Source organism: Pseudomonas sp. R3-52-08 (assembly GCF_003851745.1).
Lineage (GTDB): Bacteria > Pseudomonadota > Gammaproteobacteria > Pseudomonadales > Pseudomonadaceae > Aquipseudomonas.
This window is the reverse complement of record NZ_CP027730.1, coordinates 2,475,713-2,490,638: the sequence shown is the minus strand read 5'-3', so window position 1 is coordinate 2,490,638 and position 14,926 is coordinate 2,475,713. Positions and strand designations below refer to the sequence as shown.

Annotated in this window: 11 protein-coding genes; 9 read left to right on the top strand and 2 right to left on the bottom strand. The window is 60.3% G+C overall.

Features of this window, described 5'->3' with window-relative positions; all coding sequences use genetic code 11:
- Positions 1–28 precede the first annotated feature (28 nt).
- Entirely contained in the window at positions 29–529 is a 501-nt protein-coding gene (tpx, locus tag C4J91_RS11565) for a thiol peroxidase (protein ID WP_124362433.1), read from the bottom strand.
- A gap of 159 nt (positions 530–688) precedes the next feature.
- Between tpx and C4J91_RS11560 the strand changes: the two genes are divergently transcribed.
- The 3 genes from C4J91_RS11560 to C4J91_RS11550 all read left to right on the top strand — a co-directional run bounded on the left by C4J91_RS11560 (position 689) and on the right by C4J91_RS11550 (position 6,840).
- Entirely contained in the window at positions 689–1,978 is a 1,290-nt protein-coding gene (locus C4J91_RS11560) for a glycosyltransferase (protein WP_124362432.1), read from the top strand.
- A gap of 72 nt (positions 1,979–2,050) precedes the next feature.
- Positions 2,051–2,956 (top strand): AraC family transcriptional regulator, encoded by a 906-nt coding sequence (locus C4J91_RS11555; RefSeq protein ID WP_124362431.1) that lies wholly within the window; start codon positions 2,051–2,053, stop codon positions 2,954–2,956.
- A 110-nt stretch (positions 2,957–3,066) separates the two neighbouring features.
- A complete protein-coding gene (locus C4J91_RS11550) occupies positions 3,067–6,840 on the top strand; it encodes a hypothetical protein (RefSeq protein WP_124362430.1) in 3,774 nt (1,257 codons plus the stop codon).
- A gap of 84 nt (positions 6,841–6,924) precedes the next feature.
- On the opposite strand, the gene C4J91_RS28120 is transcribed toward C4J91_RS11550, so the two are convergent.
- Positions 6,925–7,143 carry a chitin binding peritrophin-A domain-containing protein gene (locus tag C4J91_RS28120; protein WP_372238311.1) on the bottom strand — a complete coding sequence of 73 codons (219 nt, stop codon included), beginning with the start codon at positions 7,141–7,143 and terminating at the stop codon, positions 6,925–6,927.
- Between the two features lie 361 nt (positions 7,144–7,504).
- Here C4J91_RS28120 and C4J91_RS11540 point away from each other — a divergent pair, with 361 nt between their 5' ends.
- The 6 genes from C4J91_RS11540 (at position 7,505) to xylB (ending at position 14,916) form a co-directional block, all read left to right on the top strand.
- A complete protein-coding gene (locus tag C4J91_RS11540; protein WP_372237497.1) occupies positions 7,505–8,788 on the top strand; it encodes a sugar ABC transporter substrate-binding protein in 1,284 nt (427 codons plus the stop codon).
- 149 nt (positions 8,789–8,937) lie between these two features.
- Positions 8,938–9,828: a carbohydrate ABC transporter permease gene (locus tag C4J91_RS11535; protein WP_065952553.1), complete on the top strand. Its 891-nt coding sequence runs from the start codon at positions 8,938–8,940 to the stop codon at positions 9,826–9,828.
- 10 nt (positions 9,829–9,838) lie between these two features.
- Positions 9,839–10,669: a carbohydrate ABC transporter permease gene (locus C4J91_RS11530; protein WP_003233033.1), complete on the top strand. Its 831-nt coding sequence runs from the start codon at positions 9,839–9,841 to the stop codon at positions 10,667–10,669.
- 23 nt (positions 10,670–10,692) lie between these two features.
- Positions 10,693–11,796, top strand: a complete 1,104-nt coding sequence (locus C4J91_RS11525) for an ABC transporter ATP-binding protein (RefSeq protein WP_124362427.1) — start codon at positions 10,693–10,695, stop codon at positions 11,794–11,796.
- An 18-nt stretch (positions 11,797–11,814) separates the two neighbouring features.
- Positions 11,815–13,296: a mannitol dehydrogenase family protein gene (locus C4J91_RS11520; protein ID WP_124362426.1), complete on the top strand. Its 1,482-nt coding sequence runs from the start codon at positions 11,815–11,817 to the stop codon at positions 13,294–13,296.
- A gap of 138 nt (positions 13,297–13,434) precedes the next feature.
- The gene (gene xylB / locus C4J91_RS11515) at positions 13,435–14,916 is read left to right on the top strand and encodes a xylulokinase (protein ID WP_124362425.1); all 1,482 of its coding nucleotides are present in this window, start codon (positions 13,435–13,437) and stop codon (positions 14,914–14,916) included.
- Positions 14,917–14,926 lie beyond the last annotated feature (10 nt).

Here is a 14,926-nt window from a genome sequence, read left to right as displayed (position 1 = left end):
GCCAAACGACAGTCACGCGCAGATACAGTTACTTCAACACCGCCAGGGCGGCGTCGTAGTTTGGCTCTTCAGCGATTTCCTTGACCAACTCGCTGTGCAGCACAGTGTCGTTTTCGTCCAGCACCACCACCGCGCGAGCGGTCAGGCCCTTGAGCGGGCCGTCGGCAATCGCCACACCGTAATCAACGGCGAAATCCGAATCGCGGAAGTCCGACAGGTTCTTCACGTTTTCCAGGCCTTCGGAGCCGCAGAAACGCGCCTGGGCGAATGGCAGGTCGGTGGAGATGCACAGCACCACGGTGTTTTCCACATCGTTGGCCTGGGCGTTGAACTTGCGCACCGAAGTCGCGCAGGTTGGGGTGTCAACGCTTGGGAAGATGTTCAGCACTTTGCGCTTGCCGGCAAAGGTAGCCAGCGTGGCGTCGGACAGATCGCCGGCGGTCAGGGTGAAATCTGCAGCTTTGGCGCCGACTTTCGGCAGTTCGCCTTCAACCTGGACCGGGTTGCCTTTGAGGGTAACTTGAGCCATGAACGGAATCCTTATGCTGGGTTTTGGTTAAACGAATTCGAGAGGCCGAAGTTAACCACAAAGTCCGTTGGCTACCTACCGCCAGACACAAATTGTCATGCCATCTGGTTGTGGTTTAATTGCGCGCTTTTCGCCTGCCCTCCAAGGAAATCAACGCCGATGAATCATCCCGCCACCAAAGTCCTGGTCATCGGTTACGTCTGGCCGGAGCCGCGTTCTTCGGCTGCGGGCGGGCATATGATGCAAATTCTGCAGAGTTTTCTTACACAAGGTTGGGACATCACCTTCAGCAGCCCGGCCACCGTCGGCGAGCACAAGGCCGACTTGCCGGCGCTGGGCATCCGTGAATGCGCCATCGAGCTCAATAACAGCAGCTTCGACGACTTCATCCGTGAGCTGGCGCCGGACATCGTGCTGTTCGACCGTTTCATGATGGAAGAACAGTTCGGCTGGCGCGTGGAAAAATGCTGCCCCGACGCCCTGCGCGTGCTGGAAACCTCCGACCTGCAAAGCCTGCGCGACGCCCGGCATGTGCGGCTCAAGGCGGCGCTCAAAGCCGATCCGGAGCGTGATGACTTTACCGCCCTGTTCGCCCCGGACCTGGAGCAGGAATTCCAACGGATGGCCGACACCGACCTGGCCAAACGCGAAATTGCCGCGATCTACCGATGCGACATCAGCCTGATGATCTCCGACGTGGAGATCCGCCTGCTCACCGAGCAGTTCAAGGTGCCCGCCGCCCTGCTCCACTGGTGCCCGTTGATGATGCAGCCGCCGACCGCAGCCTTCGCGCCGTTCGAAGACCGCGCGCACTTTCTCAGCATCGGCAACTTCCGCCACGCGCCCAACTGGGACGCGGTACTGTGGATGAAGCACAGCCTCTGGCCGCTGATCCGCCAGCAATTACCGGGCGCCCAGTTGCACATCTATGGCGCCTACACCCCGCCCAAGGCCACCGCCCTGCACAACCCGACGCAGGGCTTTCATGTGATGAACTGGGCCGAAGATGCGCTGCAAGTGATGACGGCCGCACGCATCTGCCTGGCGCCGCTGCGCTTTGGCGCCGGGATCAAGGGCAAACTGGCGGACGCGATGCTGTGTGGCACGCCGACTATCACCACGCCAATCGGTGCCGAAGCCATGGGCGCTGAACAGCCCTGGCCGGGGGCAATCGAGCACAGCGCCCCGGCCCTGGCCGCTGCCGCCGTGAGCCTCTACCAAGACGGCGAACGCTGGACCCAGGCCCAGGAACACGGCCGTCAGCTGCTTGCCCGGCGCTATGACCAAACTTTCCACGGCCCAGCGCTGGTGGCCTGCCTGGAACACTGTCGCAGCCAGCTGGACGCCCATCGACGGGATAATTTCACCGGCAGCATGCTGCGCCACCATGCGCATAAAAGTACGCAGTACATGTCTCAATGGATCGAGGCAAAAAACCGCAGTCTTTAACGCGCGACGCTGGCAGGGTCGCGCGCAACGGGGCATTATCCTACGCGGCACCCACAATAAAGCGACGGCAACATGACCCGAGCAACGCGCATCACCGACCCTTCCTACGAGTTGATGGACGACCATAACGGCCTGTCCATCATCTATCGCCAGCACGGCTTTCCCTGCCCGCTGGTGCGCTGGCACTTCCATAAGGAATACGAGCTGCACCTGATCGTCGCCAGCTCCGGCAAAGTGTTCATTGGCGACTACATCGGCAACTTCTATCCCGAAAGCCTGTTCCTGACGGGCCCCAATTTGCCGCATAACTGGATCAGCCAGGTGGAGGCCGATGAGACAGTCCCCAAGCGCGACATGCTGGTGAACTTTACCGACGAGTTGCTGGAAAACGGCAGTCAGATCTTCACCGAACTCAGAAGCCTGGCGCCGCTGCTCGAACGCGCCCAGTACGGCATCGAATTCCGCTGCAAGACCACCATCGCGCGAGCCATGGATCTGATGCAGCGCATCGAAGACACCCAGGGCATGGCGCGGCTGGGGCACTTCTTTATCTTGCTGGAAGTATTGAGCGCCTGCGAGGACTACCATCTGCTGTCGGGTGCCACTACACCGCAGCTGGCCGATGAGCACAGCATCGACCGCACCAACCGCGCGGTGGATTATATCTTTGCCCACTACGCCCGCGAGCTACCGTTGGAGGAAGTGGCGGACTACCTGGGCATGAAGCCCACCTATTTTTCCCGCGTGTTCAAACAGGCTACCGGGCGCACGTTTATCGAGTTCGTCAACCGGCTGCGCATCAGCAAGTCCTGCGAGTTGCTGGCCGATGGCGACAAGGCGGTGACGGATGTGTGCTTTGAGTCGGGCTTCAATAACATTTCCAATTTCAACCGGCGCTTTCAGCAGCTCAAGGGCATGACCCCATCGCACTATCGGCGCCTGGCCGTACAACGGCTGACCGAGCGTAACCAGGCCTGAGCCTGACGCAACCACTCGTCGCTTCTGTCAACTTTGACAGCTATCCGCTCTGCTGCCAGGGGTGTGTGATTTCCTTGCCCGGTTTCACCACTGTACAAGGAGCGCTCACGATGAAAGAACCAACGTCCTCCAACCTGCCCATTCCCCTGTGTGAATCCCCGCCCCACGAACCCCCATCGCCCTCCGCCGTCAACCTTGACCCGCCGTATGTCAACGGCGCACTGCAGCCGAATCTGGATGCTGACGTAGGATTGGGCATTCGACAGATCGATCCGTGGCTGATTGTGAGTTTTGAAAGATGGTCGAACTTCAATGTCGGTGACACCTATAAATTTTTCGCCGGCAGTACCAGCTACGCTTTGGGTGCAGGCGAGGTTTACCCGGAAGATTTGTACAAAGACCGTGTGCAGTTGGTCATTCCCGCATCGCTGGTGCCCGAAGGCACGATTTATCCCTGCTTCGGTGAAGCGATCAGAGTGGGCAGCGCCACGCCCAGCACATCCCCACCTCAGACCTGGTACACCAAAACCTCACGGCCAGGTGGTCGCAGCGTCTACCCATGGTTCCACTCGAACCTGGTGATACACCTGCCTGAAGACCTGAAATACACGCCGCTGGACGCCGAGCGTGCCAAGGCAGGAGTGGACTTGACCTGTGACTTTTATCCGTTCTGCACGGTAGGCGACACTATTGAAGTGTGGTGGAACGGTATCGCTATTTTTCAAAAAATCGATCAGCAACACGTTGATGGCACCAAGCCCATCATCGTGCATGTACCTGAACAAACGATTATTTCAGGGGGCAGCGGCGCAGTCTCCATTCTCTTCCGGGTGTTTGACCGCGTACTCAACTATTCCGGGGAAGACCCGCAGTGGTCGAAGGTGGTCAAGCTGGAGACCGACCTTGAACTCGGCTTGCTTGATCGGCCGCACTTCGTGGTCGGCGTTGAGTCCGTCGACGAGCTGAATTTTGATACCCATGGAGACGAGGTGTTCACCGCGGAAATGGTCGTTCCTCGAACGCTACCCGCTACGCCCAATGATACCGCCAGACCTACCCCAGCTGGCGCGCTGATCCATGTAACCCTGACCCAGTTTTTCCCGGATGGCTCATCCAGCGTGGTGACGCTGCCTGGTTTTCCTGCACGCATCGGCCTTTCGTCCTCCATCGTGCTGGACAATAAGTACCTTGAAGACGTGATCGATGGACAACTGCGCATCGAATATACCCTGACAACGGCCAGCGGCGCCTTCCTGCGCGCTTCTCGGCGCCTGAGTATTCGCGTGTTCGGCACAAAAAAAATGATGCCCCCGATGCGAATCGAGCAGGACGAGGGCGGCCTGATTGATCCGGAACACCCTTTCATCAGAGCCATTTTCCCGGTCTACAGCCCTTACGCCCCCAGCAACAGCGTGACCTTTCGCATGGAAGCACCGCGACCTGGCGGCGGCCTGATTGAATATGGAGAAACCGTAAACGCAGGCGCCCCACCGCCACCTGATCGCTTTCGCATCGTACTGCAGGAGGGTTTTGCGCCCTTCATTGGCGTGGGACCGGTCAAGGTCTACTACCTCGTCAATGACCATCAAATGCGCACGCTTGGCCCAGGCGTACAGACGGTGCGCAAGTCCGAAGTGTTGGAAGTCATTTTCGGATCGGTCGTCGCCGAGTTGCCGGCGCCGCAATTGCAGTATGTCGACGTGTTCGACAACCTGGACCCTGCCAGCGTGATCGGAGGTCAGCTCAAGCTGACGTTGCCTTACCCACGCACGTTCCCTGGGGACAAGTTCATCTGGACATGGCTGGGCGCCAACGCCAGCGGAACCACTGGAGAGGAAGTCGAACTCTATTCCGATACGGCCGGCAAGCCGGTAGTGGTCCTGGTGGACGAAGCGTTCGTCATTGCCAATGACAATAAGGAAATCCGCCTGAGCTACGCCTTGGTACCCAAGGACGGCAGCCGACGCCGTTATTCGGAGCGCCGGACCATTACCGTGGGCCGAGCGCTGACCCTCAAGCGTCCCGAGGTCGTGCAGGCCACGCGCTATCCCGACCAGTTGGCGGCGGTGGCCGCGATAAACGGCGCGACTGTCGTCGTCGACTACCCGCAGATGGCGCCTTCCCATCAGGTTCGCTGTTGCTGGACCGGCATTGCGGGCATCGGCACTTACTGCGAGACCCAATACGGCAGCTCTTCGAAAGTCCTGCACTTTGATATTGACCCAGAGGTGGTGGGCGCCAACATCCAGGCCCAGGGACACGTCATCCACGTGCAGTACTTCGTCATGCGGGGCGAGCACGAGTCCCCTTCGCCTGTGCTGGCCCTGGAGTTGTTGCCACCGCCGCTGCCTGAACCCTACATAGAAGGCCACTCCTATGATGGCGTGCTGAATGTCGGCACATTGAACGGTACCGAACGCGCGATTGAAGACCGCTGGCACTTCAGTCATCGGTTCCAGCGAATGTGGTTCGAGATGTCCGGCACCTACGCTGACGGTTATCCCTTCTACCACACCTTTTACACGGCAGACCTGGTGACACAGGACGGCGAATTGAACGGTATTCGTCCACCTGCGCCGGTCCCTGAATTGCGCAAGCTCAAGGACGGTTCCCCACTGAAAATGCGCTTCGGGGTAACGTTCGACCGCAGCGCCGAGCTGGCCAATGCGGTCTGGTTCAAGGAGCGGCGCTATACCATTCAGGCCTTGCCCACGCAGTTCCCGGTGCCGATCCTGATCGAGGCAACCGGCTCCGGCACACTGGTCACCCTGGCCCCCTTGAACGCACAGCACGGGGCGCATGTGCAGGTGTCCACCAGCCCGATGTATACCAGCGACGTCATCTTCGTGGAGATCGTGGGTAAAACCGCTGCAGGCTCGGCAGTGATCGGGCCGACGTATGGCGAAACCGATGGCACCGTCATCGTCGACGTGCCCGCTTCAGTGATCGCCGCGAATATCGGCAACACGCCTACGCAGTTCACGATCAGGTATACGGTGACACGAAGCGGGCAAACCCGGCCCTCGGTACCGCTCACGGTCAATCTTGAAAGCCTGCCGCTGAGCGAACTGAAAAAAACCGTGATTCGTATCGATCAAGCATCCGCCAGCGGCGTGATCGATGTGGACGCCCTGCCCGGCAACGCCACCGCTAGGGTGACGACCTTCCCATTCATTGCCCCACACCTGCCCGTATGGCTGTATTTGTACGGTTTCAGAGCCGACGGTACGCCGCATAACCTGACCCTGATGAATGGTTCGAACAAGGCCGAGGTCGACTCGGCCTGGATCAGCCAGGGTTATCACCTGGAAACCGTATTGATCACCTACCTGCGAGACCTTGGCAATCGCAGCCAGCTGACCCTGCAATTCAAAGTGGCGCTCAATGGCTTAAGGGATGAATTGCAAGCGATTGAATTTCCACCCACCCGTTACACGCTGCAAAGCGTGATGATCAAGGAGTGCACGACGTTCAATGACAATTACATGAACTACTGGCTCAGTGAATGGCCGGACGCAGGCATTCGCCGCGAGTCGAATGGCAACTATTTCTGGCAGTCGACACCGACTACCGGCAGGGGCGTCAGTCTGTACAAAGTGCTGACGCCCGCCGCCGAGGGCTACTACCGCGTCAGCTTCCGCTACAGGATCAGCAAGTTTGCCGCGATTGGGGCGCCGACCTTTGTCGAGATTCATCTGGGCACGTTGAAATGGACGCAAAACGTGCCCACGTTGAACACCTGGCTCAGCGTCAATGTGCCGCTCGGTTATTTGCCCGGCAAACCGTTCGAGGCCTCCGTTTCGGTCAGAAACCCGACCACCGGCGGGGTGTATGACATCGATGATATCTGTATCACACAGACGCCGTATCCGACCGTGACGTAGAGGTGAAAAAGGGATCGGTACCTGGGTACCGATCCCTTTTCAATGGCTTGCTGCGGCTGAAAGTGTCGGCGACAGGCAGTCCCGTCAGGGCCTTACACAGGTACCCACGGACTCATCGAACTCCAACCCGGCCGGGCAGTTAAACGGGTATTGAATATACCGCTGGATGTTGGCGTTATAAACACACCGATGGTATCCACCTACCACATTGGTGCTTTTGAAATAGCCTTCTTTCGTACATGCCGGTTCTCGTGATGCCAACGGCGGTTCGGTGCTACAAGCGCTGATAAAACCTGCAATCATCAAGACTAATAGGGCTTTATTGCTTTTGAGGTCTACACGGAAAGGATTCATAAACATCTCCAGGTTGGTGTATGCCACGTCATTAACTCCCCGTTGTTTTTCTGCGTCTACTGTCAGAAGTAACAGGTGACCGCGCCATGAAGCTGCGCTACCGCCGTGCCCGTGCAGTGCAAAAAAGTATCAGTCTCAGTGCTCCCAAGGATTTGTCACCGGCGCATTTGAGGGCTGTAATCAACGCACACTCTTCCTGACTCCCTGTGGGAAGACACAACAACAATAACCGTCCTTCTGTAGCCCCCTGGGCGCGGAAATGGAGTGCGCGATGAAGTTCACAGCAAAAGCTCTGCTTGTCTCTACCTGCATGCTGACCTGCATGACCCTCAGCGCCGTCAGCCTCGGCGCGCAAACCCTGACCATTGCCACCGTCAATAACAGCGACATGATCCGCATGCAGAAGCTCTCGAAAACCTTCGAGGCCGAGCATCCGGAGATCAAGCTGAACTGGGTGGTGCTCGAAGAAAACGTATTGCGCCAACGCCTGACCACCGATATTGCCACCCAGGGCGGCCAGTTCGACGTGTTGACCATCGGCATGTACGAAGCCGCACTCTGGGGCGCCAAGGGCTGGCTGGAGCCGATGAAGGACCTGCCGGCTTCCTACGACCTTGATGACGTGTTCCCTTCGGTACGCGACGGCCTGTCGGTCAAAGGCTCGCTGTACGCCCTGCCGTTCTATGCCGAAAGCTCGATCACCTATTACCGCACCGACCTGTTCAAGGACGCCGGGCTGAGCATGCCCGAGCATCCGACCTGGAGCCAGATCGGCGAATACGCGGCCAAACTCACCGACAAGAGCAAAGAGCAATACGGCCTGTGCCTGCGCGGTAAAGCCGGCTGGGGCGAAAACATGGCGCTGATCACCACGTTGGCCAACGGCTACGGCGCACGCTGGTTCGATGAGAAGTGGCAGCCGCAATTCAATGGCCCCGAGTGGAAAGACGCGCTGAACTTCTACGTCGACAACATGAAAAAATCCGGCCCGCCGGGTGCGTCCAGCAACGGTTTCAACGAGAACCTGGCGCTGTTCAACAGCGGCAAGTGCGCGATCTGGGTGGACGCCAGCGTGGCCGGCTCGTTTGTCACCGACAAGAGCCAGAGCAAAGTGGCCGAGCATGTCGGCTTCACCTTTGCGCCCCACGAGAAGACCGACAAGGGCACTTCGTGGCTGTACTCCTGGAGCCTGGCGATCCCCACCAGCTCCAAGGCCAAGGACGCCGCCAAGGTGTTCACCACCTGGGCCACCTCCAAGGAATATGGCGCATTGGTCGCCAAGACCGACGGCGTCGCCAACGTACCGCCAGGTACCCGCCAATCCACCTACAGCGACGCGTACATGAAGGCCGCGCCGTTCGCCAAGGTGACCCTGGAATCGCTGAAAGTCGCGGACCCGACCAAACCCACCGAAAAACCGGTGCCGTATATCGGTATTCAATTGGTGACCATTCCTGAATTCCAGGCGATTGGTACCCAGGTCGGCAAGTTCTTCTCCGGCGCGCTGACCGGCCAGCAGACGGTCGATGCCGCACTGACGGCCGCACAGACCACCACCGAGCGGGAAATGAAGCGGGCCGGTTACCCCAAGTAGCCCTGCCTCACCACAGTCAAATGTGGGAGGGGGCTTGCTCCCGATAGCACTCTATCAGTTGAAGATTGTGTGACTGACACACTGCTATCGGGAGCAAGCCCCCTCCCACATTGACCGCGTTTGCATGTACCTGACTGGTCTCGAATACCATGAATACAACGCCCAAAAACCGCCTGGCCAACCCCGGCTGGTTCCTCGTCAGCCCCTCGGTGGCCTTGTTGCTGCTGTGGATGATCGTGCCCCTGGGCATGACCCTGTACTTCTCCTTGATCCGCTACAACCTGCTCTACCCCGGCGAAAACCAGTTCGTGGGGCTGGAGAACTTCACTTACTTCGTCACCGACTCGGGCTTCCTGCCCGGCGCCACTAACACGCTGTTGCTGGTGGGCAGCGTGCTGCTGATCAGCGTGGTGTTCGGCGTATTGATCAGTGCGCTGCTGGAGGCCAGTGAGTTCTTCGGCCGCGGCCTGGTGCGGGTGTTGTTGATTTCGCCGTTCTTCATCATGCCCACCGTCGGCGCGTTGATCTGGAAGAACCTGATTTTCCACCCGGTGTCGGGGATTCTCGCTGCGGTGTGGAAGTTCTTCGGCGCAGAACCCGTGGACTGGCTGGCGCACTACCCGCTGCTGTCGATCATCATCATTGTGTCGTGGCAGTGGCTGCCCTTCGCCATTCTGCTGTTGATGACCGCCATGCAGTCCCTTGACCAGGAACAGAAGGAAGCCGCACGCCTGGACGGTGCCGGCGCCATCGCGATTTTCTGGCACCTGACCCTGCCGCACCTGGCCCGTCCGATTGCCGTGGTGGTGATGATTGAAACCATCTTCCTGCTCTCGGTGTTCGCCGAAATCTTCACCACCACCAACGGTGGCCCCGGCTACGCCTCGACCAACCTCGCCTACCTGATCTACAACCAGGCGCTGGTGCAGTTCGACGTGGGCATGGCCTCGGCCGGCGGCTTGATCGCCGTGGTCATCGCCAATATCGCGGCGATCATCCTGGTGCGGATGATCGGCAAAAACCTGACTGACAAGCCTTGAGGGCCGCGCCATGACGCTTCAACAATCCCGCCGCCTGCAAAGCCTGTTGCTCGGCACCCTGGCCTGGGCCATCGCGATCCTGATTTTCTTCCCGATCTTCTGGATGGTGCTGACCAGCTTCAAGACCGAAATCGACGCGTTCGCCACGCCGCCGCAGTTTATCTTCACGCCGACGCTGGAGAACTACCTGCACATCAACGAGCGCAGCAACTACTTCGCCTACGCCTGGAACTCGGTGCTGATCTCGTTCAGCGCCACCGCCCTGTGCCTGCTGATTTCGGTGCCGGCCGCCTACTCCATGGCCTTCTACGAGACAAAGCGCACCAAGGGCACGCTGCTGTGGATGCTGTCCACCAAGATGCTGCCGCCGGTGGGCGTGCTGATGCCGATCTACCTGCTGGCCAAGAGCTTTGGCCTGCTCGATACACGCATCGCGCTGATCATTATCTACACCCTGATCAACCTGCCGATTGTGGTGTGGATGGTTTACACCTACTTCAAGGACATTCCCAAGGACATCCTCGAAGCCGCACGTTTGGATGGCGCCACCCTGTGGCAGGAAATGGTGCGGGTGCTGCTGCCGATCGCCAAGGGCGGCCTGGCCTCCACCGTGCTGCTGTCGCTGATCCTGTGCTGGAACGAAGCCTTCTGGTCGTTGAACCTGACGTCATCGAGCGCCGCGCCGCTGACCGCGCTGATCGCCTCCTATTCGAGCCCCGAAGGCTTGTTCTGGGCCAAATTGTCCGCCGTGTCGACCCTGGCCTGCGCGCCGATCCTGATTTTCGGCTGGATCAGCCAGAAACAACTGGTGCGCGGCCTGTCCTTTGGCGCCGTTAAATAATAATTCCAAGCGGAGGGCCCATCATGGCCAACCTGAAAATCAAGAATCTGCAGAAAGGCTTCGAAGGTTTTTCCATCATCAAGGGCATCGACCTGGAAGTGAACGACAAGGAATTCGTGGTATTCGTCGGCCCGTCGGGCTGTGGTAAATCCACGCTGCTGCGGCTGATCGCCGGCCTGGAGGAAGTCAGTGAAGGCACCATCGAGCTGGACGGGCGCGACATCACCGAAGTGACCCCGGCCAAGCGTGACCTGGCAATGGTGTTCCAGACCTACGCCCTGTACCCGCACATGAGCGTGCGCAAGAACATGTCGTTTGCCCTGGACCTGGCCGGCGTCGACAAAAAACTGGTAGACAGCAAGGTCAACGAAGCGGCGCGCATTCTGGAGTTGGGCCCGCTGCTGGAGCGCAAGCCCAAGCAGCTCTCCGGCGGCCAGCGTCAGCGCGTGGCGATTGGCCGGGCGATTGTGCGTAACCCGAAGATCTTCCTGTTCGACGAACCCTTGTCCAACCTCGACGCCGCCCTGCGCGTGCAGATGCGCCTGGAACTGGCACGCCTGCATAAAGAACTGCAAGCGACCATGATCTACGTGACCCATGACCAGGTCGAAGCCATGACCCTGGCCGATAAAGTCGTGGTGCTCAACAGCGGGCGCATCGAACAGGTCGGCTCGCCGCTGGACCTGTACCACCAGCCAGCCAACCTGTTTGTGGCAGGCTTTCTCGGCACGCCGAAGATGGGTTTTCTCAAGGGCAAGGTCACGCGTGTCGAAGGCCAGGGCTGTGACGTGCAGCTCGAAGCCGGCACCCTGATCAGCCTGCCGCTCAGCGGCCCGACCTTGAGCGTGGGCAGCGCAGTCACCCTGGGCATTCGCCCGGAACACCTGGAAATCGCCACGCCGGGCCAGACCACCCTGACCGTTACCGCCGACGTCGGCGAGCGCCTGGGCAGCGACACCTTCTGCCACGTCATCACCGCCAACGGTGAGCCGTTGACGATGCGCATTCGCGGCGACATGGCCAGCCAATATGGCGAAACGCTGCACCTGCACCTCGACCCGGCCCACTGCCATCTGTTCGACACCGACGGCGTGGCCGTGGCCCGCCCCCTGCGCGCCGCCGCCTGATTTCGCGAGTATTACGCTATGAAGCTGAATAAACAGAACCTCACCCAGTTGGCGCCCGACGTGAAAGTGCCAGCCTATGCCATTGCCAGTACATCCCAGGGCATTGCGCATATCGGTGTCGGCGGTTTCCACCGCGCGCACCAGGCGTTTTACACCGACGCCCTGATGAACACCGGCGAGGGCCTGGACTGGAGCATCTGCGGCATTGGCCTGCGGGCCGAAGACCGCAAGGCGCGCGACGACCTGGCCGGCCAGGATTATCTGTTCACCCTGTATGAACTGGGCGACACCGACGACACCGAAGTACGCGTGATCGGCGCCATCAGTGACATGTTGCTGGCAGAAGACGGCGCCCAGGCCCTGATCGATAAACTGGCCGAACCGGCTATCCGTATCGTGTCGCTGACCATCACCGAAGGCGGCTACTGCATCGACGACAGCAACGGCCAATTCATGGCTCACCTGCCGCAGATCCAGCATGACCTGGCGCACCCCGGCGCACCGCAGACCGTGTTCGGGTTTATCTGCGCCGCGCTGACCAAGCGCCGCGCCGCCGGCACCCCGGCGTTCAGCGTGATGTCCTGCGATAACCTGCCGCACAACGGCGCCGTCACCCGCAAGGCCCTCCTCGCATTCGCCGCGCTGCACGACACGCAACTGCATGACTGGATCGAAGCCAATGTGAGCTTTCCGAATGCCATGGTCGACCGCATCACGCCGATGACCAGCACCGCCCACCGCCTGCAACTGCATGATGAGCACGGCATCGACGACGCCTGGCCGGTGGTGTGCGAACCTTTTGTGCAATGGGTGCTGGAAGACAAGTTCGTCAACGGCCGCCCGGCCTGGGAAAAGGTCGGCGTGCAGTTCACCGATGACGTGACGCCTTACGAAGAAATGAAGATCGGCCTGCTCAACGGAAGTCACCTCGCCCTGACTTACCTGGGTTTTCTCAAGGGTTACCGGTTTGTTCACGACACCATGAACGACCCGCTGTTCGTCGCCTACATGCGCGCCTACATGGACCTCGACGTCACGCCACACCTGGCGCCGGTGCCGGGCATCGACCTGACGGCGTACAAGCAGACCCTGGTCGACCGCTTCTCCAACCAAGCGATTGCCGACCAGTTGGAACGGGTGTGTTCGGACGGTTCGTCGAAGTTTCCCAAGTTCACCGTGCCGACCATCAATCGCCTGATTGCCGATGGGCGTGAGACTGAGCGCGCGGCGCTGGTGGTCGCTGCGTGGGCGTTGTATCTCAAGGGAGTCGATGAGAATGGCATGAGCTACACCATCCCTGACCCGCGCGCGCAGTTCTGCCAGCAACTGGTCAGCGATGACAGCTTGATCAGCAAGCGCTTGCTGGGGGTTGAAGAGATTTTCGGCACAGCTATTCCCAACTCACCCGCGTTTGTGGCAGCGTTCGAGCGGTGTTATGCAAGCTTGCGTGACAACGGCGTCAGCGCGACCCTACAGAACCTCCTGCAGAAACCGGCTTGAAATGTGGGAGGGGGCTTGCTCCCGATAGCGGTGTATCAGTCACAGGTTTATCAACTGAACCACTGCTATCGGGAGCAAGCCCCCTCCCACATTTGACTGTGTTACCAATCCAACAATAAGACTGCTGAGCAAATCATCATGACCCAGCAAAACCTGTTCCTCGGCATCGACTGCGGCACCCAGGGCACCAAAGCCATCGTCCTCGACGCTTCCAGCGGAAAGGTGCTGGGCCTGGGCGCCGCCGCGCACACCCTGATCAGCGGCGCCAATGGCCGGCGCGAGCAACACACCCAGGAATGGCTGGACGCCTTCACCGAAGCCACCCACCGCGCCCTGCAACAGGCCGGGGTGGACGGCCAGGACATCCTCGGCATTGGTGTTTCCGGCCAGCAACACGGCCTGGTGTTGCTCGATGCCCAGGGTCAGGTGCTGCGCCCGGCAAAGCTGTGGTGCGACACCGAAACCGCCACAGAAAATGAGCGCCTGTTGCACTACCTGGGCGGCGAGAGCGGCTCGCTGGAGCGCCTGGGCGTGGCCATTGCGCCGGGCTACACGGTGTCCAAACTGCTCTGGACCCGTGAACAGCACCCGGACCTGTTTGCGCGCATCGCCCATATCCTGCTGCCCCACGACTACCTCAATTACTGGCTCACCGGCCGCGCCGTCGCCGAATACGGCGATGCGTCGGGCACCGGCTATTTCAATGTGCGCCGCCGTGAATGGGACGTGGCGCTGCTTGCGCACATCGACCCCAGTGGGCGCCTGCAGGCGGCGCTGCCCGAGCTGATTGAAGCCGATCAAGCAGTGGGCACGATCCTGCCGGCCATCGCCGAGCGGCTGGGCATCAACCCCAACGCGGTTGTCGCCAGCGGCGGCGGCGATAACATGATGGGCGCCATCGGCACCGGCAACATCGCCCCTGGGGTGATCACCATGAGCCTGGGCTCATCGGGCACCGTCTACGCCTTTGCCGACCAGCCCAACGTCAGCCCCCAGGCGTCAGTCGCCACCTTCTGCTCATCCAGCGGCGGCTGGTTGCCGTTGATCTGCACCATGAACCTGACCAACGCCACCGGGGTGATCCGCGAGCTGTTCGAACTCGACCTGCACGCCTTCAATGCCCTGGTCGAGCAGGCCCCCATCGGCGCGGACGGGGTGAGCATGCTGCCGTTCCTCAACGGCGAACGGGTGCCCGCCCTGCCCCAGGCCACCGGCAGCCTGCACGGCCTGACCATGACCAACCTGACCCGCGCCAACCTGTGCCGCGCGGTGGTCGAAGGCACCACCTTCGGCTTGCGCTACGGCCTCGACCTGCTGCGCCAGACCGGCCTGCAAAGCCTGCGCATCCGCTTGATCGGTGGCGGTTCGAAAAGCCCGCTGTGGCGGCAGATGGTCGCCGATATCATGAACACCGAAGTGGTCTGTACCGAACAGAGCGAGGCCGCGGCCCTGGGCGCGGCGATCCAGGCGGCGTGGTGCCAGTCCGGTGAATCCCTGGCCAGCCTGTGCGACAAATGCGTCAGCCTTGACCCGGCCAGCCGCACCCTGCCGGTGCCGGCCAACGTGAGCGCCTATCAACAGGCCTATGAGCGCTATCAACAGCTTGTGGCAACCCTTTAAGAGCGAGTGA

What these genes read in the sequence shown, in the direction of transcription:
- C4J91_RS11560 (WP_124362432.1), top strand. Translation starts at nt 689, where the DNA reads ATGAATCATCCCGCCACCAAAGTCCTGGTCATCGGTTACGTCTGGCCG.
- xylB (WP_124362425.1), top strand. Translation starts at nt 13,435, where the DNA reads ATGACCCAGCAAAACCTGTTCCTCGGCATCGACTGCGGCACCCAGGGC.
- C4J91_RS11535 (WP_065952553.1), top strand. Translation starts at nt 8,938, where the DNA reads ATGAATACAACGCCCAAAAACCGCCTGGCCAACCCCGGCTGGTTCCTC.
- C4J91_RS11520 (WP_124362426.1), top strand. Translation starts at nt 11,815, where the DNA reads ATGAAGCTGAATAAACAGAACCTCACCCAGTTGGCGCCCGACGTGAAA.
- C4J91_RS11555 (WP_124362431.1), top strand. Translation starts at nt 2,051, where the DNA reads ATGACCCGAGCAACGCGCATCACCGACCCTTCCTACGAGTTGATGGAC.
- tpx (WP_124362433.1), bottom strand. Translation starts at nt 529, where the DNA reads ATGGCTCAAGTTACCCTCAAAGGCAACCCGGTCCAGGTTGAAGGCGAA.
- C4J91_RS11530 (WP_003233033.1), top strand. Translation starts at nt 9,839, where the DNA reads ATGACGCTTCAACAATCCCGCCGCCTGCAAAGCCTGTTGCTCGGCACC.
- C4J91_RS11525 (WP_124362427.1), top strand. Translation starts at nt 10,693, where the DNA reads ATGGCCAACCTGAAAATCAAGAATCTGCAGAAAGGCTTCGAAGGTTTT.
- C4J91_RS11550 (WP_124362430.1), top strand. Translation starts at nt 3,067, where the DNA reads ATGAAAGAACCAACGTCCTCCAACCTGCCCATTCCCCTGTGTGAATCC.
- C4J91_RS28120 (WP_372238311.1), bottom strand. Translation starts at nt 7,143, where the DNA reads ATGATTGCAGGTTTTATCAGCGCTTGTAGCACCGAACCGCCGTTGGCA.
- C4J91_RS11540 (WP_372237497.1), top strand. Translation starts at nt 7,505, where the DNA reads ATGCTGACCTGCATGACCCTCAGCGCCGTCAGCCTCGGCGCGCAAACC.